The following is a 20,524-nucleotide window of genomic DNA, read 5'->3' on the forward strand; positions in this document are numbered from 1 at the left end:
TCAAATGGATTCAGAACAGACACTCGAGCTCTTATCGACCGTCCGTCACGAATGGATGAATCGGCTTCAATTGATCTCGCTCTATGTGGCTCTCGATCCGACTAAGCTCGAGGAACTTTACGAACGCTATCGGAAACAGGCCGACGAAGAGAGTGCGCTCGTTCGTTTGAACGTGCCACAGACGAGCCTAGTCGTGATTCAAGCGAATTGGGAGGGACGGATGACGTATACGATTTCAACCGACCAACTCGCCATCGATGACGCGCGAGTGGCAGAGATGCTTGTCCGCTTGTTAGACAACACGGATGGGCCGATTCATGTGACGTTCACGGACGGACTGATGGTTCGCGTCACGGGCGCTGTCCCGGACGATGTGAAGGCATCAGCCGATGTGTACGAACAGAACGTAGATACCACTACGTTTCACATAAAGGAGGGGAAATAAATGTTTGTCGATCAGGTTAATATTTTTGTAAAAGCTGGAGACGGCGGAAAAGGGATGGTCGCTTTCCGTCGCGAGAAATACGTTCCAGACGGTGGTCCTGCAGGTGGTGACGGTGGTCACGGTGGGGACGTCATCTTTGAAGTAGAGGAAGGATTGCGGACGCTCGTTGATTTCCGCTATTCGAAGAAGTTTATCGCCCACGATGGCGAAAAAGGGATGTCAAAAGGGATGCACGGACGTAAAGCGAAACCGCTCATCGTCAAAGTCCCACCTGGCACGATCGTGTTCGATGCCGAGACGGATACCGTCATCGCAGACTTGACCGAGCACGGCCAACAAGCGACGATCGCCAAAGGCGGTCGTGGTGGTCGCGGGAACTGTCGTTTTGCGACGCCTGCCAACCCGGCTCCGGAAATTGCGGAGAACGGGGAACCAGGTCAAGAACGTGAGTTGCGTCTCGAGTTGAAACTCCTCGCAGACGTCGGTCTCGTCGGATTCCCGTCTGTCGGGAAGTCAACGCTTCTCTCTGTCGTCTCGTCGGCACGCCCGAAAATCGGTGCGTACCACTTCACGACGATCACACCGAACCTCGGTGTCGTCAAGACAGCGGACGACCGTAGTTTCGTCATGGCCGACCTTCCAGGTCTCATCGAAGGGGCGAGCCAAGGCGTCGGTCTCGGTCACCAGTTCCTTCGCCATATCGAACGGACGAAAGTTATCGTTCACATGATCGATATGAGTGGTATGGAAGGGCGCGACCCGTTCGAAGACTACACGACGATCAACCGTGAGCTCGAGTCGTACAACTTACGTCTCCTCGAGCGTCCACAAGTCGTCGTGGCGAACAAAATGGATATGCCGGACGCAGCGGAACATCTTGAAGAGTTCAAGAAGAAGGTAGGGGACGATGTCAAAGTCTTCCCGATCTCAGCACTCGCTCAAGACGGTCTTCGCAACTTGTTGATCGAAGTGGCGAACTTTGTCGATACGACACCAGAATTCCCACTCGATGAGCTCGAAGAGAAGACAGCGACGCCTCGTGTCGTGTATCGTTATGAGAAGGAAGAGAAAGGCTATCAAATCCACATCGATGAATACGATCGCTTCGTGATCACGGGCCCTCGTATCGAGAAGCTCTTCAAGATGACGAACTTTGACCATGATGAGTCGATCAAACGATTTGCTCGTCAAATGCGTCAAATGGGCGTCGATGACGATCTTCGTAAGTTGGGTGCCGAGGACGGTAGTGTCGTGGCAATCCTCGACTTCGAATTCGAGTTTGTGGAATAAAAAAATTATTTGTTAAGAAGAAACGGAGTGTGAAGCTAACGTGGACCCTGTGCCCTCGTCAAGTTTAATTCTATATGTAGTTCTCGTCATGTTGTCAGCGTTTTTCTCATCAGCAGAAACGGCGCTCTCGAGTGTGAACCGGGTCCGGATGATTCGGATGGCGGAAGATGGTGACAAAGCCGCGAAACGTGTCCTCAGTCTCGTCGACCGTTTTGATGATACCCTCTCGACGATTCTCGTCGGGAACAACATCGTCAACATCGGTTCGGCGACGGTGTCGACCGCCATCGCCACATCTATTTTCAGTGGGGGAACCGGTCTTCTCGTGTCAACGTTCGCGACGACGGTCATCATCTTGATTTTCGGTGAGATTTTACCGAAATCGCTCGCGAAAGAGTTTGCGGAGAAGTATTCGCTTCTCATCAGTGGAATCCTTGTGTTCCTCGTTAAAGTCCTCAAACCGGTGACGATGATTTTCACCGGCTTGAAGAAGTTGACGCTGCGGATGATCGGGATGAAAGACAAGGAGCCATCCGTCACCGAAGAAGAGTTGAAAGTGCTCGTCGATATGGGAGAAGAGGAAGGTGTGCTCGGAGAGACGGAAGCAGAGCTCGTCCATAGCGCCTTTGCCTTCAACGATATTACGGTCGATGATGTGCTGACGCCACGAATCGATATTCTGGCCGTCGACATCGACGATTCGCTCGATGAAATCAAAGACACGATTTTCAGTGGTGGACATTCGCGTTTACCGGTCTACAAAGACTCGATCGACAACGTCATCGGTGTCTTGTCGGAACGTGACTTCTTGCGTTCGATGATGAAGGATGAAGTGACGGATGTCCGTTCGCTCATCCGACCGCTCACGTACGTGTCACCGCAGACGAAATTGATTGAACTACTTCCGATTCTCCAGCAAAAACAATCTCACATGGCTGTCGTCCTCGATGAATTCGGGGGCACGGCGGGTCTCATCACGTTAGAAGACATGCTTGAAGAACTCGTCGGCGACATCTGGGATGAGCACGACGAATCCGTCATCTATCTCAGACGTCTCCGTGAAGGGGTCTATGAGTGTATGGCTGACATGAACGTTGATGAATTCGCGGAAGAGATGGGGATTGCAGAACCAGACGTCGATTCCAACACGATGGGCGGTTGGTTCGTTGAATTGCTCGGTGACATCCCGGAGAAAGGTGCACAAGTCACGTATCAAGACATGACGTTCACCGTTCTCCATGTGGAGAAACGCCGTGTCCGGAAACTGTTAGTGGAGACTGGACAATCTCAACAAGAAGACATGCAAGAAGCATAAAGAACAGGGATGATTCGCACATAGCGGATCATCCCTGTTTGCGTCATACGGATTGGCGTTCAATGCGCTCAATCAGTTCATATGGTCGTACTTTATAAATGGCGTAAGGCATGTAGGTCGGGTCGATCGCATCGAGGAAGCGCATCTGGAAATGCTCTCGTTTGATGTAGTCGCCGACGTTGCTTGCGTCAACTTTATAGAATCCAACTTCCTGTGTCTCGCCAGCCTGCGGTTTGAGGTCACCTGATACATAAGTGGCGCGAAAGGTGACACAGAGGACGCGGGACGACACGTTTTGATAAATCCCGGTGACCCCTTCTACTTTGATTTCCGCACCGGTTTCTTCGCGTACTTCACGATGGATGGCATCCACGATGGACTCATGTTCTTCCACTTGTCCGCCAGGCATTTCAAACGAATCGTTCCGATGCATATTTTTGACGAGGAGAACTTCGCCTGCTTCGTTCGTAATGTACGCCGTCACAGAAACGATGGTGCGGGGTGGCGTATAGTGACCGGTTGGCATCATGAATTCTTCACTCGACTTGATATACAAATCTTTGCCTAGTCGGGCCCGCTTCTTCATCGCTTCCCGTCGTAAGGCGCTGCCCCGATAGTCCCGTTCGACTTGCTCATAATGTTCACGGTCCCGGTATTCCCATAATGCCATGACCTCGGACTTGTCTTCGGTCACCCAGCGTCCGACGAGGCGGGCGCCATGCGACGCCTGGATCGGATAAATGTATGTATGGAAAAAGTCGGTGAATTCTTGCAGGCGTTCAGGTCGAATCGTATACGTTTTACGGCGATGGAACATGATGATTCCTCCTTTTTCGTTGTGCGGTGTCCTATATATATGACCGCGATTCGCTTACATGGTTCTTATTCGACAGATATTAGCGTTTCCCTTTCCAACAAAAAAGAATCAGCTTCAGTTAAGCTGATTCTTTCACACGTTTTGGTTGCTGACGAACATGTCGAACGACGAGGATAATCCCGACAGCAAGAGCCAAGAAGGGGATGACATCGTCCATGAAGTGGCCGATCATGCGCCAGTTGCTACCAAGCATCATCCCGACATGGATGAAGATGAATGACCAGACGGCGAAAATCAAGGTCGTCACCGACAAAAACTTACGGAACGATAGACGCATCACCCCGGCGCTCACGGCGAATAATTGACGCCAAAACAGGCTGAGACAGACGATCCATGCACCGTATTTCTCAAACCAGCGCTCGGCCCGGAGTTGCTTGTCTTGCCGAATTCGAAAATACCGATACAGTTTGAGCGCGACGGGACGCCCACCATATCGACCGATCCAGTACAGACCGATTTGGCTGAGCGTGAAGGAGACCCACGCCAGTAGGAACGTCAGGAAGAAGGGCGCGTCATGCGAGTCGACGAGGAAGCCTCCGTATGCGAGAACGAGTTCGTTCGGGATGAATTGAACCAAGATACCGATGGGAATGCTGAAGACCCCACAGACGGCGAGTAGATGCTCGAGGACGTTCAAGACGTAGCCCTCCTTTCAAATGATTTCAGGAAAGATGTTCCATCCATCAGTATAACGGACATGACTGAAAAGAAAAAGAAGAGATGTCACATATTCGTGACGTCTCTTCAATCTAATTCGGATACGAGAATCCCGAGGCGGTCCAATTCTTTCACCGCAGCATCGATTGCCTCTTTATGGTCTGATTCGAGCGTATGGATATGGAAGCCACCCGTCAACTGGGAGAGCGGGGAAGCCCCATGCGTCTTCACTCGTTCGAGGAAGGCGCGGACGTCGCGGCGACTCTTCACCATGAGTTGTCCCGTGATAGACCCGTATACAGGATGGTCGATGATGACGTCTTTGATGGTGACCCCTTCATCGACGATGGCGTTCATCTCCGTCTCCATCTCTTCTGCCGTATGACGACAGGCTACCTTTTTCGAATAGGTGGAGGGGGTGAGGTCTCCATGCAAGTAGACATACCCACGAGCGGTCGCGACGATTTGATGGCCTTTCGCTTTTAGCAACGATAGGTCTTGGACGATGACCTGACGACTGACGGATACATGTCTTGCCAGTTCAGATCCTGTGATTGGCTCATTGCTCGATTCAATCAATTGTAATAGTGTGCGACGGCGTTCTTCACCGGCTAAACGTTTGTTCATGATGTTCGACTCTCCTTGCTAAAATGACGATGGCATCGGCGAGGGCCGATGTGTCTTCGGCGGTCGTTTGCGCGCCGAAGGAAATGCGGACGAGTCCATGACAGGCGCTCGTCTCATATCCGAGTGCTTCGAGCATGCGATTTGGTCCATTTTGACCTGCTCGACATGCCGACCCAGCCGATACTTGGAACCCGAGATCGTCGAGCTCGGTCATCCACCATTGTCCGTCGCGTTGATGGGAGACGAAGGAGAAAATGGCGGGACTTTGTTCATCAAACTCGAGCCAATGGACATGCGCTGACGTCTTCTCTTTCAAGATAGCACGAAACGCCATGAAATTTCTCTGAAAACGTGTCAATTGTTCCTGACGTTCTCCGAGTGCTTTTGCAAAGGCACTGATTCCAGGAACGTCAATCGTTCCGGGACGAATCCCGTATTGATGATGCCCCGGATAGTATGGGGGAGGAATCAGACGTTCCATGTAGAGGGCGCCGACTCCTTTCGGTCCACCTACTTTGTGGGCACTGAACGAATAGGCATCGATGCCTTCGACAGAAATCGGGATTTTCCCGAGTGCCTGGATCCCGTCCACATGGAAGAGGATTTTCTTATATTTCAAGAGGCATTGGATGTGGTGGAGCGGTAACACCCAGCCTGTGTCGGAATTGACATGCTGGAGCGTGACGAGCCCGATGTCACGGTCGAGTAGGTGTGTGAATGCATCTAAATCAAACTTCCCATCCTTCAGTTTCAACCGATGAACGATTATTCCTTCCCGTTCCCACTCTTCAAGTAAGAGGGCGACCGAATCATGTTCATGCCAAGACGTGATCACCTCTTTGCCCTTCATCCGTTTACGTAAACTTGTCAGTGCGATGTAATTGCTCTCCGATCCACTCCCAGTGAATAATAATTTTCCTCGTAACATATCAAGACCGAGCGCCTGTTTGATCAAGCGTCTTGCTTCTGTCAAATAATCTTCTGCCATATAACCTTGGGTATGGAGTGATGATGGGTTCCCATAAACGTTTTTGGCCATCGCCACGTAATGGTCTAATGCTGCATGCGTCATCGGGTGTGTAGCGGCGTAGTCGAAGTAGCGGTTCATCATGGACTCCCCTTTTCTCATGTTGTCTTCTACACAAAATTATGCGAAACTAGTTTACAAGTCAACATTACATATGAAAAACAGGTGATGTACAAGTGTCTTTACACATAGAGAAAACTGACATTTTGATTATCGGAACGGGACTTGCCGCCGTCGCAACGGCTTTGCATCTATCAAAATCATTCTCCATTCTTCTCGTCTCAAAAGGTGAGATGACAGAGAGCAACTCCGATTTGGCACAAGGCGGGATTGCGAGCGCGTATCTTGAGAAATCGAGTACGGCCCATAAAGAAGACACAATGTTCGCTTCTAAAAACACATCGTGCGCTGAGCGCGTCGACATTCTCGTAGAAGAAGGGCGTCAAGCGATTGAAGAAATGGAACGATTCGGTGTCCGGTTCGATCATGAAGAGGGCGGCTATGCCCTCGGACGAGAAGGCGCACACCGATTGAATCGGATCTTTCATGTCGGTGGCGACGAGACGGGACGTCATGTCATGAGGCAATTGCGTCAGTCGATGCCTGATAACGTGAACGTATTGGAACGGGTGCTCGTGCACGATCTCATTACGAAAGACGGGAAAGTCGTCGGCGCGATGGCGTTTCGTGATGAAGTGCCCATTCGAATTGAAGCCGGCGCTGTCGTATTGGCGACAGGTGGCATCGGTGGGCTGATCAATTGGACTTCAAACGCGCGTACCGTGACCGGTGATGGTCTCGTTCTGGCAAATCGATGTGGGGCCAAGCTGACACATTTACAGCGGATCCAATTTCACCCCACCTTACTGGCGACCGAAACGCCTCACCTCGTGACCGAAGCGCTCCGGGGAGCCGGAGCGACGCTCGTTGATGACGAAGGGAATCACGTGATGGCGCATCATCCGCTCGGGAGTCTCGCGCCTCGAGATGACGTGGCACGGGTACTGACGGAACGGATGGGAACGGTCTATCTCGATACGACAAACGTGACACGTCTTCGTGAACGGTTTCCAAAACTTGCTTTGACATGTGACAAACTTAGGATTGATCCTCGCCGCATTCCAGTACGTCCAGGTCTCCATTTTCATATGGGTGGAATCGAAGTGGATGATATGGGACGGACAGGCGTTGACGGATTATATGCCGTCGGTGAAGTGGCGGATGCGGGCATACATGGAACGAATCGTTTAGCCTCGAACTCACTTTTGGAATGTTGGGTATTTGGAAAACGAGTCGCGCGGGCGGTGCGTTTGAATAGGACGGCCATGGTGACGAAGGAGACGCTGGTGTACGACATCTCACCTTTGGTGTTTCAAGCGTTCCGTGCTCAAATTGGAAGATGGTTGACGATTTCACCAAGTCTTGATGAATTGAAAGGTTTCTTACAAAATACCCAAACGTTGACCATGACGAAACACGTGACAAGACAATTAAGTGAACAAACTTTACAACTCGATGCGGCGCGTCTTCTCGCGCAAAGCATCCTCGAAATGGAGCGGTATGATGAACACGATATACCTACGCGAACAGCTACGTCAGTTCTTGATTGAAGATATCGGTTATGGGGACTTATCGAGTGCGCTGATTGATGCACAGGACGAGTCGGTCGCAACGATTGTTGCCAAAGAACAGGGCATTTTCTGTGGGAAGCCAATCGTAGAAGAGCTGGCAACTATGCAGCGGCTTGAATTGGTCTTTTGCCAAGAAGACGGGAGAGCGGTTGTCCCTGGAGACGAGCTCGTCGTCTTGAGAGGAAAGACACGCGCAATTTTAGAGACGGAGCGTGTGCTGTTGAATGTAATCCAACATGCGAGTGGAGTCGCGACGATGACAAAGCAGTGCATCGATGCGCTAGATGATGACTCGATACACGTGACCGATACACGGAAGACGACTCCGGGACTTCGGATGATTGAGAAGTACGCCGTACGTGTCGGTGGGGGATACAATCACCGTTTAAGACTCGATGACGCCGTCATGATCAAAGACAATCATATCGTCGCACTGGGTGGTGTAACGAACGCGATTCAAGTCGCGCGTGAGCGTGTCGGTCATACGACCCCGATTGAAATCGAAATCGAGTCGTTCGAACATCTGATGGAGGCGGTTCAAGCCGATCCGGACATCGTGATGCTTGATAATCGGACGCCAGATGAATTGAGGGACTGGGTCCGTCATATACCGACGCACATCAAAATTGAAGTGTCTGGTGGAATCACGCTCGACACGATTGACGATTATCGAGGCATTCGCATCGATGTCATCTCGCTCGGTCAATTGACTCATTCGGTCCGCGCGCTTGATTGCAGTTTGAATTTACAAGGAGGAATGAAAGATGCAACTACTCGGAACACTCCCACCGACGTACGCTAACCTGTCAGTGGAGGAGATGGAGACTCGGATTCAGGCGGTCAAAGATCGGCTCGGGACTCGTCTCTTTTTACCGGCCCATCATTATCAAAAAGACGAGGTCGTTCAATTCGCGGACGCGACAGGAGATTCGCTCCAGCTCGCACGACTCGCAGAACAGATGAGCGAAGCCGAATTCATCGTCTTTTGTGGTGTCCACTTCATGGCAGAGACGGCAGACATGTTGACACGGGACGACCAGATTGTCGTCTTACCTGATATGCGTGCCGGCTGTTCGATGGCAGACATGGCCGATATCGATCAGACGGAGATTGCTTGGGAAGAACTGACGGAACGATTTGGAGAGGACATCATCCCGATTACATACGTCAATTCAACAGCGGCCATCAAAGCGTTCGTTGGTCGTCACGGTGGGGCGACCGTCACATCGTCGAACGCCCATGAAATCGTCCGGTGGGCGCTTGAGGCAGGTGAACGCATCTTGTTCCTACCCGATCAGCATCTCGGGCGGAACACGGCGTTCGACCTCGGCATTCCGCTCGAGGCGATGGCTGTTTGGGATCCGCTCCGTGAAGAATTGGTCTCAGAAGGCGATGACGATCAAGTGAAAGTCATCTTATGGAAAGGACACTGTTCTGTCCATGAGAAGTTCACGGTATCGCAAATTCAGGCGTTCCGTGACCGTGAGCCGGATCGTCGCATCATCGTCCATCCGGAGTGTACGTTTGACGTCGTCCAAGCGGCAGACGAGGCGGGATCGACGTCATATATCATCGACAAGATTGATGCGAGTGCACCTGGGACGAAGTGGGCGGTCGGAACGGAGATGAACCTCGTCAACCGGTTGGCGGCAACGTACCCACATCTTGATATCGTCTCGTTGAACCCATTCATGTGTCCGTGCCTCACGATGAATCGAATCGACATGCCACATCTTCTCTGGGCGCTCGAGTCACTCGAGACGGACCCGGTGAACGTCATTCGCGTCGATCATGAGACGACAGAGTGGTCGAAACGTGCACTTGAACGAATGCTTGCACGGTAATCGCTTCAGGACAGGTAAACGCCTGTCCTTTTTTCGTGTCGCCCATTATGGTACAATAAATGCAGTTTTTCCGACCAAAAAGGAGAGTACATCGTGATTGAATTCGTAAAAGGACCCGTCGCCTATGTGTGTGCGGAATATATAACGTTAGATGTCTCGGGCGTCGGCTACAAAGTACATGTGCCTAACCCGTTTTTTTATCGTGAACAAGACGAACATGTAATCGTGTTTACGCATCATTATGTGCGTGAAGACCAACAGACGTTATACGGTTTCCGGTCACGTCGTGAGCGTGAGCTGTTCAATAAACTCCTCAGCGTGAGCGGGATCGGACCAAAGGGTGCGCTTGCCATCGTCGCGTCCGGCGATATCGACGCGTTGATCGATGCGATTGAAACTGAGAACGAGAAGTATTTGACGAAGTTCCCGGGAGTCGGCAAGAAGACGGCCAAACAGATGGCGCTCGACTTGAAAGGGAAGTTATCCGAGCTCGCACCGGATTATGTGCCGAACGAAGGGTTGTTTGCCCAAGGTGCATCTGAACTCGATGAGGCGTGTGAGGCGCTCGTCGCGCTCGGCTACTCTGAACGGGAAATCCTAAAAGTCCGCAAAGCATTGAGCGGAGAAATATTGACGACCGACGCGTACATAAAACGCGCGCTACAGCTGTTACTGAAATAAGGAGGAAGCTATGGACGAACGATTGTTGTCACAATCTCATCAGCAATATGAAGACTCTGAAGAGTGGAGCTTACGTCCGCAGCGCTTCGAGCAATATATCGGGCAAGAAAAGGCGAAAGGCAATTTGTCGGTCTTCATTCAGGCCGCTAAACTTCGTAGTGAGACGCTCGACCACGTGCTCTTATACGGTCCCCCGGGACTCGGGAAGACGACGCTCGCCCAAATCATCGCCAACGAGATGGGCGTCGGAATTAAGACGACAGCAGGACCGGCAATTGAACGACCGGGTGATTTGGCCGCAATCCTTTCGACACTCGAGCCGGGAGACGTCTTGTTCATCGACGAGATTCATCGTTTGAGCCGGACGATTGAAGAGATCCTCTATCCGGCGATGGAAGATTACTGTCTCGACATCGTCTATGGGCAAGGGGAGATGGCTCGTAGCGTCCGCATCGACCTACCACCGTTTACGCTTGTCGGGGCGACGACACGGGCCGGGATGTTGTCGGCGCCTTTACGTGACCGTTTCGGCGTCACGTTGAAGCTCGAATATTACGAAACACATGAGTTAGCGGCCATCGTCAGCCGGACGGCCCAGTTGTTCCGTCTCTCGATTTCACCGGAGGCGAGCGGTGCGATTGCGAAACGCTCACGAGGGACGCCACGAGTTGCAAACCGTCTCTTGCGTCGTGTCCGTGATTTCGCACAAGTGGCTGGTACGAAAGAAATCGATCCAGTGCTCGCATCTGATGCGCTCGACCGGCTACACGTCGATGCGCTCGGACTCGATGAAGTCGATCATCGGTTACTGAGAGCCATGGTGGAGCGGTTCGGAGGTGGACCGGTCGGGCTTGAGACGCTCGCTGCGACCATCGGTGAGGACGCTCAGACGATTGAGGATGTCTACGAGCCCTATTTATTGCAACAAGGATTCTTGCAGCGCACGCCGCGAGGACGGATGATCACACAGTTTGCCAAGTCGCATTTTGGTTATGAAGAGGAAGAGGAGTAAGGTATGCAAGACATTCAATTGAACGTAAACGATTATGATTTTGAATTGCCAGAAGAGTTGATTGCGCAAGTCCCATTGCTTGATCGGACAAGCTCACGCTTGCTCGTATTAGACCGCGAGACAGGGGACATCGAGCATCGCCATTTTCGTGACGTGCTCGATTATTTGAACGAGGGGGATGCGCTCGTCGTCAACGATTCGCGCGTCTTACCGGCACGCCTTTTTGGGGCAAAGCAAGAAACAGGCGGGAAAGTCGAACTGCTCTTGTTGAAGCAGACGGAAGATGATGTATGGGAAGCACTCGTCAAACCGGCGAAAAAAGTTCGTGTCGGCTCCATCGTTGAGTTCGGGGACGGCCTTCTCCGCGCAGAATGCGTCGAGGAGCTCCCAGAAGGTGGACGTCGTTTCAAGTTTGACTACGACGGCATCTTCTATGAGATTTTAGACGAGCTTGGAACGATGCCGCTCCCGCCGTATATTCGCGAACAACTCGATGACCAAGACCGTTATCAGACGGTCTATGCCCGTGAACGAGGCAGTGCGGCCGCTCCGACAGCCGGTCTTCATTTCACTGAGGAACTGCTTGAAGCGGCCAAAGCGAAAGGTGTCCGGTTGATCCCGCTCACACTTCACGTCGGCCTCGGGACGTTCCGTCCGGTGACGGCTGATTCTATCGAGGAACATACGATGCATAGTGAATATTTCGAGTTGTCGGCTGAATCGGCAGCTGCGCTTCGAGAGATTCGAGCGAATGGCGGTCGCATCTTTGCGGTCGGGACGACATCGACGCGCACGCTTGAGACGATCATGCGAGATCACGGGGACTTCGTCGAGTCATCGGGCTGGACGGATATCTTTATTTACCCTGGTGTTGAGTTAAAGGCAATCGATGGATTGATCACGAACTTCCATCTCCCTAAATCAACGCTCGTCATGCTCGTCTCGGCATTCGCGACGCGCGACATCATCTTACACGCTTATCGGACTGCGGTCGCAGAACGATACCGCTTCTTCAGCTTTGGAGACGCGATGCTCATCACGAGGAAGGAAGTAACAAAATGACAAAACATGCAGTCACATACGAACACATCCACACATGCAAACAGACCGGAGCGCGGCACGGAATCGTCCATACGCCGCACGGGTCGTTCGAGACACCGGTCTTCATGCCGGTCGGGACGCAAGCGAGCGTCAAAACGATGGCACCTGAACAGGTCAAGGCGATGGGTGCGAACATCATCTTGTCGAACACGTATCACCTTTGGGTTCGTCCAGGACATGAGGTCATCAAACAAGCCGGTGGACTTCATAAGTTCATGAACTGGGACGGGGCAATCCTCACAGACTCGGGTGGATTCCAAGTGTTCTCACTTGCCGACCTCCGAAATATCCAAGAGGAAGGCGTTCATTTCCGTAACCATTTGAACGGCGACAAGTTGTTCTTGTCACCGGAAAAGGCGATGGAGATTCAAAACGCGCTCGGGTCGGACATCATGATGGCATTCGATGAGTGTCCGCCTTATCCGGCGACGCATGAATACATGAAGAAGTCGGTCGAGCGGACGAGCCGTTGGGCGGAACGTTGCCTCGAGGCACACGAACGTCCAGAAGACCAAGCGCTCTTCGGCATCATCCAAGGTGGAGAATATGAGGACCTTCGTCGTCAAAGCGCCCAAGACCTCGTCTCTCTTGATTTCCCAGGATATGCGGTCGGTGGTCTCTCGGTCGGTGAACCAAAAGATGTCATGTATCGTGCCCTCGAATTCACGACGCCGCTCATGCCAGAGAACAAACCACGTTATTTGATGGGTGTTGGCTCACCGGATGCGTTGATTGAAGGGTCGATTCGCGGAATCGACATGTTCGACTGCGTTCTGCCGACTCGCATCGCACGAAACGGAACGCTCATGACGTCGAAAGGTCGCGTCACGATCAAACAAGCGAAATATAAGACGGACTTTGGTCCAATCGATGAGAAGTGTGACTGCAATACGTGTAAGAACTACTCGCGTGCGTACGTCCACCACTTGATTCGTGCGGATGAGATGTTTGGTCTTCACTTGTGTACGACACATAATCTTCACTTCCTCGTGAAGTTGATGGAGCAGGTTCGTCAAGCGATTCGCGAAGACCGCTTGCTCGATTTCAAAGAAGAGTTCTTCGAAGAATACGGCTACAACAAGCCGAATGCGAAGAATTTCTAAAGAAACGTGTCGGACATTGTGTGACAATGCTTCAGTTTCACGGTATAATGAACCTGATATTGAAGGAAAGGGTGAATGTTACTCATGGAAACACTCGTTGCGTTATTACCAATGATCTTGATTTTCGTCGTATTTTACTTCCTTTTGATTCGTCCACAGACGAAACGCCAAAAAGAAGTACAATCGATGCAAAACGCCCTCGAGCGTGGCGACAGCGTTGTCACAATCGGCGGTTTACACGGCGTCGTTCATCAAATCGAAGACACACATGTCGTTTTGAAATGCGATCAATCGCTTCTCCGTTTCAACCGAAGCGCAGTTGCGGAAGTCGTGAAAAAAGCGAATGCCTCATTTGAGGAATAAGCAAGTAAGCGTCTGACCATCATGGTCAGACGCTTTTTTGTGTGGCTAGAAGTTGGGGGAGAATTCTACGAGCGGCCTCTTGTCCACCATAGATGGCTCTTGAGAACGGGCCGATGATCAAATCGGCGTAAGGACCGGTCAAGTAAAGTCCAGGCGTCCATTCAAGATGCTCATTCAGGACAGGGGTGCCACATGGGGTGAGAGGTAGGTTGAATTGTTCGATCAAGGGCTGAAGAAATGTCTCTTTCACAGGATGAGGTCTGATTCCCGTACAACAGACGACTTCTTTTCCGGCAAGTTGTTCACCGTTCACAAATAGCGAACCACTGTCCCGCTCGACTTCTCCGATGATGTGCGTCACAGCGTTCATCTGTATGAGGCGCTTCACTTTTAAGACGAGATCGTTCGGAGCAGATCCCGGTTTTCGTTCACGGGCGATGAATGATCGTTTTGTCGTCCAGTCTTGTTTTAGACGATGGAAGTCATCTAATCCTTTCGGTCCCATGAACTGTCGATCGGCGTCAAATTGACTCACTTCGAGCGGACGTCTCGTCACAAGGGTGACACGGTGACCTTGATTGGCACGCTTCACGACATAGTGAAGTGCTGTGATGCCACCGCCGACGACAGTCACTTGATCCGATTCATCCGATTGATCTTTTTCGAACACGTGTCGACATTGTTTGTCAGCCCATTCAGGTAACACGACATTTTCCGATTGACCGATCGCGACAATGACCGAGTTCGCGATAATGAGGCGATGATTTGTTCGGGCATGATAGTGTGCGCCATCTTTGCGGAGCGTCATCACCTGTTCATTTCCGAGGAACCGCTCATCAAGGCGATATACGTTCCATGACGATTCGGCATGGTCGTTGAACAGTTCGAGCGATGGACGTCCGAACGTATCTTTGAAATGATTGGAACGATAGGCATAGCGCGAGGCGAACTGTTTCAACGCATGGGGATTCGAAGAAACGTGATGCACTCGGGTCGAACGTAGGTGCGACATAGAGATGGATGAAGTTTGTTGTTTCCAGTTCGATAACGGGTCAGTGAGACGGTCGACAATAATCAAATCCTCCAAGCACCCGCCTTGTTCCATATATGAGATGGCGAGGGTCATTCCGTGTACACCAGCACCAATGATTAATAACTTCGTATTTTCCACAATCATAGAGAATCCTTTCAAAACGTAATTATTACGATTTAAAGTATACAAAGATGACTTCTTTTTGTCAAAACGAATCCGATTCAAAATTTATCCACCTCATTTCGAAAAATCGATTTGATTAATGAAAACGTTTGCACTAATCTCAAGTTGAGAAGAAATCCGAGATGAAGGAGAACGAATGACATGGACGTGAAACGATTGCTTAACCAGATGAAGAAGTGGAAAGGATGGAGCATAAAACGAAGTGGTACGAAACAGAGAGGACGCTCATCGCTGAGACGACGTATGTCCATCGCGCTCATTCCGACGATCATTGCGCTCGTCATTGTCGGCGCGCTCGGATCTTATCAATTGAGACAATCGACTGCCGCCTATGACCGGGTCCTCAGTGAAGGCACGCAGGAAATGCTGCTTGCAGAGAATCTATCATTAGCGGTGACGGATGCCGAACGCTACTTGAACTACTATATGCTTGTAGCCAATCCGAAGACGCTCATCAGTCTCCAGGGAGTTCAAGAACAACGAGACGAATTGATGGCTTCACTCAAGGCATCTTCTTCAGATGAGAAGATATTGTCTTGGTTGGGAGATTTGGAGAAATTTAACGAGCTATTAGACCGTGAGATGAATCGTGCCGTCGAACTTCGTCAACAACAAGACGAAATCGGCTTCAAAACCGTTCTCAACACGAGTGTGACACCGACGACGGATCGGGTACGCATGACCGTGACCGACCTTGTCGAATACAAAGGGGAGCTCCTCGAGTCTGAGACGAAAGCGGTACAAGCAGATGCAGAAAGTTCAATCCTTTGGATGCTCATCATCAGTGTTGGTGGTGTCGTGATCGGGATTCTTTCCTTACTTGCGCTACAACGGCTTTTCCTAAAACCGATCAATCGACTCGGTCGTCAAGCACGCATCATGGCAGAAGGGGATTTGACTGGAGAAGATATCGAGGTCGCCTCAAACGATGAACTAGGAGACCTGGTTACGGCGTTCAATGAAATGAAGCATAATCTGGTCGGCTTGATTCGTCGGGTTGGTGAAGCGTCGGACAAAGTGACTGCATATTCTGAAGAACTTTACGCAAGCACAGACCATGTCGCGACAACGACCCAAGGCGTGTCCCGGTTGTTCGAAGAGATGAACGTGGCTGCGCAAGGATCCTCGAAGCGAGCAGAAGAAGGGACGATTGGCGTCAATCAAGCGGTGGATGGATTGAATCAAATCGCTGCGGCCTCACAAGGTGTGAATGAGCAGACGATACATACACTTGAGGCGGCGAACGGTGGACTTGAGACCGTTCAATTGGCAGAGAAACGGATGCAAGAAATTCGCCGTGCCAACGAGCTCACTCAACAGATGGTGAACCGTCTATCGAACCAATCGCTTGAAATCGAGAAAATCACCCGTTCGATCACGGCGATCACGGAACAGACGAACTTACTTGCCTTAAACGCGGCGATTGAAGCAGCACGTGCGGGTGAGCACGGAAAAGGGTTTGCCGTCGTCGCGGCTGAAGTCCGGAAACTCGCCGAGGAATCGAAACAATCCGCCATTCAAATCCAGACCGTCGTCCGCGACATTCAACGTGACACGGAGCAAGTCGAATCGGCGTTCGAAGAATCGAGCGTACATGTGGAGAATGGGGTATCGCAAATGGGAGAAGTGGCCGAGGCGTTCCGTGAGATCGTATCGGTCATCGAAGAGACGTCCCGTCAAATGAGTGAGATTGCGGCAGCAACAGAAGAAGTGAGCGCCAATACGACTGAAGTTGCCGTCTCTGTTGAAGATATGTCGACAAACGCCGTCTCGACACAGCGAAGCGTCGAAGAAGCCGGTGCGAACGTCGAAGAACAGCTTGCCGCCATTCAAGAAATCAACGGCATCGCTGAAACGATGAGTCACATGTCGTCTGAATTAAAAGATGTCGTCCATGTGTTTAAAACGACATAACAAATGCCCTGACGCGCGCGTCAGGGCATTGTTCGTTACATTAATAGGATTAGACTTGTCGCCATGACGATCATACCAGCAACCATTCCATACATTGAATGATGGGCGTGTCCGTATTCACGGGCGGCAGGGAGCAATTCGTCAAGCGAGATGAAGACCATGATGCCACCGACCGCCGCGAACAAGAGTCCGAAGACGGTGTCGCTCAAGAACGGCATGAGTAACAAGAATCCGATGGCCGCTCCAGCTGGCTCGGCAAGCCCTGACAACATCGAAAGCTTGAACGCCTTCTTCCGTGAGCCCGTCGCATAATAAATCGGGACGGAGACGGCAATCCCTTCCGGAATGTTGTGTAGGGCGATGGCGATGGCGATAGCTAAGCCGACGGCCGGGTCATCTAATGCCGAGACGAACGTCGCAAGTCCTTCTGGGAAGTTGTGAATCCCGATGGCGAGTGCCATGAAAATCCCCATTTTTTTAAGTCGATTTTGTACCTCTGGATGATTGATTGGAGCCGCTTCATTTGTCGTCGTCGTTGCGAGTTCATGTGTTGTCGGGTCATTCTGCATCGACTCGACAAACTTGACTTCGTGTGGATTCTCCATTTTCGGAATGAACTTATCGATCATGCCAATCAAGAACATCCCACCGAAGAATGCGAGGACGGTGTAGATTGTACCCGTATATTCTCCGTGTGCGCCGACGAGTTCCTCGAGCGCTTTCGGGAAAATCTCGATGAACGACACGTAAATCATGACGCCTCCGGAAAATCCAAGCGAGATGGAGAGGAATGCCGTGTTCGTCCGTTTCGCAAAGAATGCGATCATACTACCGATTCCGGTAGCTAGACCAGCGAATAGAGTAAGGAGAAAGGCATAAATAACTGTGCTGTCCATATGGAAAGACTCCTTTGATGTTTTGATGTTAGCTACATCATACATGAAGTTTTGCCCATGCGCAACATTTAGTCTTATATGCAAACTCAGTCGGACAATCCGTGAAGGTCGTTACAATTTTAGGAAAATGATTGATAAATGTTTAGAAAATTTGTAATGTTAACGAGAGAAGTTTTTATCAAGAACAGTGGTTTAGAAAGGAAATAGTCGTATGTACAAAAAAGGCAACATTGCGATTTTTGCGATCATCATGATTGCGACAATCCTGCTCGCAGTGTTCACGACACCATGGGTCGTCAAGAACACGAACCTCGGACTCGACTTAAAAGGTGGATTCGAAGTTTTGTATGAAGTACAACCGCTCGAAGATGGCGACGTCATCGACGAGTCGGCGATGAATGCAACCGTTCGCGCCATCAATAACCGAATCAACGTCCTCGGAGTTTCCGAACCGGACGTTCGAATCGAAGAAAACAATCGCATCCGTGTCCAGCTCGCGGGCGTATCGAACCAAAACGAAGCGCGCGAGGTTCTCTCGTCAACGGCACAATTGACATTCCGTGACGTGAACGACAACGTCTTGCTCGATGGGAAAGACTTGGCGCCGCGTGGGGCAGCGCTCAGCTACAACCAACAAGGACAACCGGTCGTTGAGCTGACACTCCAATCGGCCGACAAGTTTGGCGAAGTGACATCTGAGATTGCACAACGTCCAGCTCCTGAGAACCGTCTGGTCATCTGGCTCGACTATGAAGAGGGCGACACATATGAAGAAGAAGTTCAAAAAGAGAACTCGAAAATTGTGTCAGATGCTTCGGTAACGAGTCCAATCTTATCGGATAAAGCCATCATCTCAGGTGGTGGAATTGACGCGGAAAGCGGTCAACGCCTTGCGGACATCTTGAACGCAGGGGCGCTCCCGGTCAAACTAGATGAGATTTACTCGACATCCGTATCGGCCCAGTTCGGTCAAGATGCTTTAGAAGAAACGGTATTTGCCGCAACAATCGGAATCATCGCCGTATTCCTCTTCATGTTGTTCTTCTATCGTCTCCCAGGACTCGTATCGATCATCACGCTTGTTCTGTACATCAACTTGATCATGTTGTTCTTTAACGGAATCAATGCGGTATTGACGCTTCCAGGGATTGCAGCACTCGTCCTCGGGGTCGGTATGGCAGTCGATGCGAACATCATTACCGCGGAACGAATCAAAGACGAACTCCGCTCTGGAAAATCGGTCTTATCGGCATTCCGTGCAGGTAACCGTCGTTCCCTCAGTACGATCATCGATGCCAACTTGACGACGCTCATCTCGGCTGCGGTCTTGTTCTATTTCGGACAAAGCTCGGTCAAAGGATTTGCTGTCATGCTCATGATCTCAATCGGGATGACGTTCATCTCGAACGTATTCATCTCACGTTATTTGATGCACCTCCTTGTCTCAAGTCGTCTGTTCGACAAACGCAAAGGATGGTTTGGTGTGAAGGAGAGTGAAATCCGTGAACTTTAAGCTTACTGAATGGAATTACGTGAAACATATGCGCACGATGTTCTTGGTTTCGACGGCAATCGTCGTTCTCGGAATCGGTCTCTTGTTCTTCCGTGGGTTGAACCTCGGAATCGACTTTGCTTCAGGGACACGCGTCGAAGTCTTGACGGAAGAACGCGTATCGCAAGAGGAATTCACGCAAGCGTTCAACGATGCCGGTGTCGACCAAGAGATTTCAAGCGTCCAATATGCAGATGAAGGTCGCTTGGCATATGTCACATTCGTCGGTCAATTAGGGCAAGAGGAAGTCGCGAACGTCAAAACGGCGTTCACCGAACAGTTCGGGAACGACCCGAATATCAGCACCGTCTCGGCTCAAGTTGGTCGTGACTTGGCGAAAAATGCTTTGTATGCGGTAGCCGTCGCCTCAATCGGGATCATTCTCTACATCACGGTCCGTTTCCAATTCTCATACGCGGTCGCGACCGTGGTTGCCATGCTCCACGATGCCTTCTTCATGATTGTCGCGTTCTCGTTATTTGGGATCGAGGTCAACTTGTACTTTATCGCCGCGATCTTGACCATCATCGGTTACTCGGTCAACGATACGATCGTTACGTTCGACCGGGTCCGTGAGAACATCACGTCGTATGAAAAGGAACGAAAAATCAAGTCGATGGACGTCTATGAGTCAATCATCAACAAGTCGATTCAAGAGACGATCGTCCGGTCCGTGAATACGGTCATTACGGTACTCGTCACAGCCATCGCCTTGTATGCGTTCGGTGCCGAGTCGATTCGCAGCTTCTCGCTCGCGCTCATCGTCGGACTTTTCATGGGGATGTATTCTTCGATTTTCATTGCATCGTATTTATGGCTCCTCATCAAACGGACGACAATCAACAAGAAAAAAGATACGCCGGTCACAGAGGCGTAACAAGTGGGTCTCCCTTCAATCGGGAGACCTTTTTAAATGTCAAGACGGCACATCTTTCACGCGGTCTGCTATAATCTACAATTGATTGGAGTGAAG

At 50.9% G+C, this 20,524-nt stretch carries 18 protein-coding genes and 1 pseudogene; 13 read left to right on the forward strand and 6 right to left on the reverse strand.

The genetic code is table 11. From position 1 onward, the window contains the following. The first annotated feature begins 4 nt into the window (after nucleotides 1-4). The 3 genes from GVY42_RS00465 to GVY42_RS00475 are packed head-to-tail and all read left to right on the forward strand — an operon-like array spanning nucleotide 5 to nucleotide 3,050. Nucleotides 5-445, forward strand: coding sequence for a Spo0B domain-containing protein (locus GVY42_RS00465; protein WP_074037487.1), 441 nt, complete (start codon nucleotides 5-7; stop codon nucleotides 443-445). Next, entirely contained in the window at nucleotides 446-1,735 is a 1,290-nt protein-coding gene (obgE, locus tag GVY42_RS00470; protein WP_015881157.1) for a GTPase ObgE, read from the forward strand. Nucleotides 1,736-1,784: 49 nt separating this feature from the next. Then, on the forward strand, nucleotides 1,785-3,050 hold the full coding sequence (locus tag GVY42_RS00475; protein ID WP_306462366.1) for a hemolysin family protein: 1,266 nt from the start codon (nucleotides 1,785-1,787) through the stop codon (nucleotides 3,048-3,050). Nucleotides 3,051-3,093: 43 nt separating this feature from the next. Here GVY42_RS00475 and GVY42_RS00480 read toward each other — a convergent pair whose 3' ends face one another. The 4 genes from GVY42_RS00480 to GVY42_RS00495 all read right to left on the reverse strand — a co-directional run bounded on the left by GVY42_RS00480 (nucleotide 3,094) and on the right by GVY42_RS00495 (nucleotide 6,319). Beyond that, nucleotides 3,094-3,867, reverse strand: a complete 774-nt coding sequence (locus GVY42_RS00480) for an NUDIX domain-containing protein (protein ID WP_159561992.1) — start codon at nucleotides 3,865-3,867, stop codon at nucleotides 3,094-3,096. A gap of 118 nt (nucleotides 3,868-3,985) precedes the next feature. Next, a complete protein-coding gene (locus GVY42_RS00485) occupies nucleotides 3,986-4,564 on the reverse strand; it encodes a DedA family protein (RefSeq protein ID WP_074037484.1) in 579 nt (192 codons plus the stop codon). Between the two features lie 107 nt (nucleotides 4,565-4,671). Next, a complete protein-coding gene (locus GVY42_RS00490) occupies nucleotides 4,672-5,211 on the reverse strand; it encodes a transcription repressor NadR (protein WP_074037482.1) in 540 nt (179 codons plus the stop codon). Beyond that, on the reverse strand, nucleotides 5,189-6,319 hold the full coding sequence (locus GVY42_RS00495) for a cysteine desulfurase family protein (RefSeq protein ID WP_159561993.1): 1,131 nt from the start codon (nucleotides 6,317-6,319) through the stop codon (nucleotides 5,189-5,191). The genes GVY42_RS00490 and GVY42_RS00495 overlap by 23 nt, the downstream gene beginning before the upstream one ends. A 95-nt stretch (nucleotides 6,320-6,414) precedes the next feature. On the opposite strand from GVY42_RS00495, the gene GVY42_RS00500 reads away from it, so the two are divergent. The 8 genes from GVY42_RS00500 to yajC all read left to right on the forward strand — a co-directional run bounded on the left by GVY42_RS00500 (nucleotide 6,415) and on the right by yajC (nucleotide 13,973). Further along, nucleotides 6,415-7,848 carry an L-aspartate oxidase gene (locus GVY42_RS00500; RefSeq protein ID WP_159561994.1) on the forward strand — a complete coding sequence of 478 codons (1,434 nt, stop codon included), beginning with the start codon at nucleotides 6,415-6,417 and terminating at the stop codon, nucleotides 7,846-7,848. Further along, nucleotides 7,802-8,671, forward strand: a complete 870-nt coding sequence (gene nadC / locus GVY42_RS00505) for a carboxylating nicotinate-nucleotide diphosphorylase (RefSeq protein WP_159561995.1) — start codon at nucleotides 7,802-7,804, stop codon at nucleotides 8,669-8,671. The genes GVY42_RS00500 and nadC overlap by 47 nt, the downstream gene beginning before the upstream one ends. Next, the gene (gene nadA / locus GVY42_RS00510) at nucleotides 8,634-9,713 is read left to right on the forward strand and encodes a quinolinate synthase NadA (protein ID WP_159561996.1); all 1,080 of its coding nucleotides are present in this window, start codon (nucleotides 8,634-8,636) and stop codon (nucleotides 9,711-9,713) included. The genes nadC and nadA overlap by 38 nt, the downstream gene beginning before the upstream one ends. 93 nt (nucleotides 9,714-9,806) lie before the next feature. After that, entirely contained in the window at nucleotides 9,807-10,394 is a 588-nt protein-coding gene (gene ruvA, locus GVY42_RS00515; RefSeq protein WP_074037474.1) for a Holliday junction branch migration protein RuvA, read from the forward strand. Nucleotides 10,395-10,404: 10 nt separating this feature from the next. Then, on the forward strand, nucleotides 10,405-11,406 hold the full coding sequence (gene ruvB / locus GVY42_RS00520) for a Holliday junction branch migration DNA helicase RuvB (RefSeq protein ID WP_078146571.1): 1,002 nt from the start codon (nucleotides 10,405-10,407) through the stop codon (nucleotides 11,404-11,406). A gap of 3 nt (nucleotides 11,407-11,409) precedes the next feature. Then, entirely contained in the window at nucleotides 11,410-12,468 is a 1,059-nt protein-coding gene (queA, locus tag GVY42_RS00525) for a tRNA preQ1(34) S-adenosylmethionine ribosyltransferase-isomerase QueA (RefSeq protein WP_015881168.1), read from the forward strand. After that, entirely contained in the window at nucleotides 12,465-13,610 is a 1,146-nt protein-coding gene (gene tgt / locus GVY42_RS00530) for a tRNA guanosine(34) transglycosylase Tgt (protein WP_015881169.1), read from the forward strand. Before queA ends, tgt begins: the two co-directional genes overlap by 4 nt. Nucleotides 13,611-13,694: 84 nt before the next feature. Next, a complete protein-coding gene (yajC, locus tag GVY42_RS00535; RefSeq protein ID WP_026826452.1) occupies nucleotides 13,695-13,973 on the forward strand; it encodes a preprotein translocase subunit YajC in 279 nt (92 codons plus the stop codon). 25 nt (nucleotides 13,974-13,998) lie between these two features. On the opposite strand, the gene GVY42_RS00540 is transcribed toward yajC, so the two are convergent. Further along, the gene (locus GVY42_RS00540; protein ID WP_159561997.1) at nucleotides 13,999-15,150 is read right to left on the reverse strand and encodes an NAD(P)-binding domain-containing protein; all 1,152 of its coding nucleotides are present in this window, start codon (nucleotides 15,148-15,150) and stop codon (nucleotides 13,999-14,001) included. Nucleotides 15,151-15,330: 180 nt separating this feature from the next. On the opposite strand from GVY42_RS00540, the gene GVY42_RS00545 reads away from it, so the two are divergent. After that, complete coding sequence (locus GVY42_RS00545) at nucleotides 15,331-17,103, forward strand: methyl-accepting chemotaxis protein (protein ID WP_074037467.1); 1,773 nt, start codon at nucleotides 15,331-15,333, stop codon at nucleotides 17,101-17,103. Between the two features lie 35 nt (nucleotides 17,104-17,138). Here the strand turns inward: GVY42_RS00545 and zupT are convergent, their stop codons facing one another. Next, the gene (gene zupT, locus GVY42_RS00550; protein ID WP_074037465.1) at nucleotides 17,139-17,999 is read right to left on the reverse strand and encodes a zinc transporter ZupT; all 861 of its coding nucleotides are present in this window, start codon (nucleotides 17,997-17,999) and stop codon (nucleotides 17,139-17,141) included. Between the two features lie 211 nt (nucleotides 18,000-18,210). Between zupT and secD the strand changes: the two are divergent. After that, nucleotides 18,211-20,428 (forward strand): annotated as a pseudogene (secD, locus tag GVY42_RS16705) (protein translocase subunit SecD). Nucleotides 20,429-20,524: the final 96 nt, after the last annotated feature.

This window comes from Exiguobacterium sp. 8A (assembly GCF_902506275.1).
Classification (GTDB): domain Bacteria; phylum Bacillota; class Bacilli; order Exiguobacteriales; family Exiguobacteriaceae; genus Exiguobacterium; species Exiguobacterium profundum.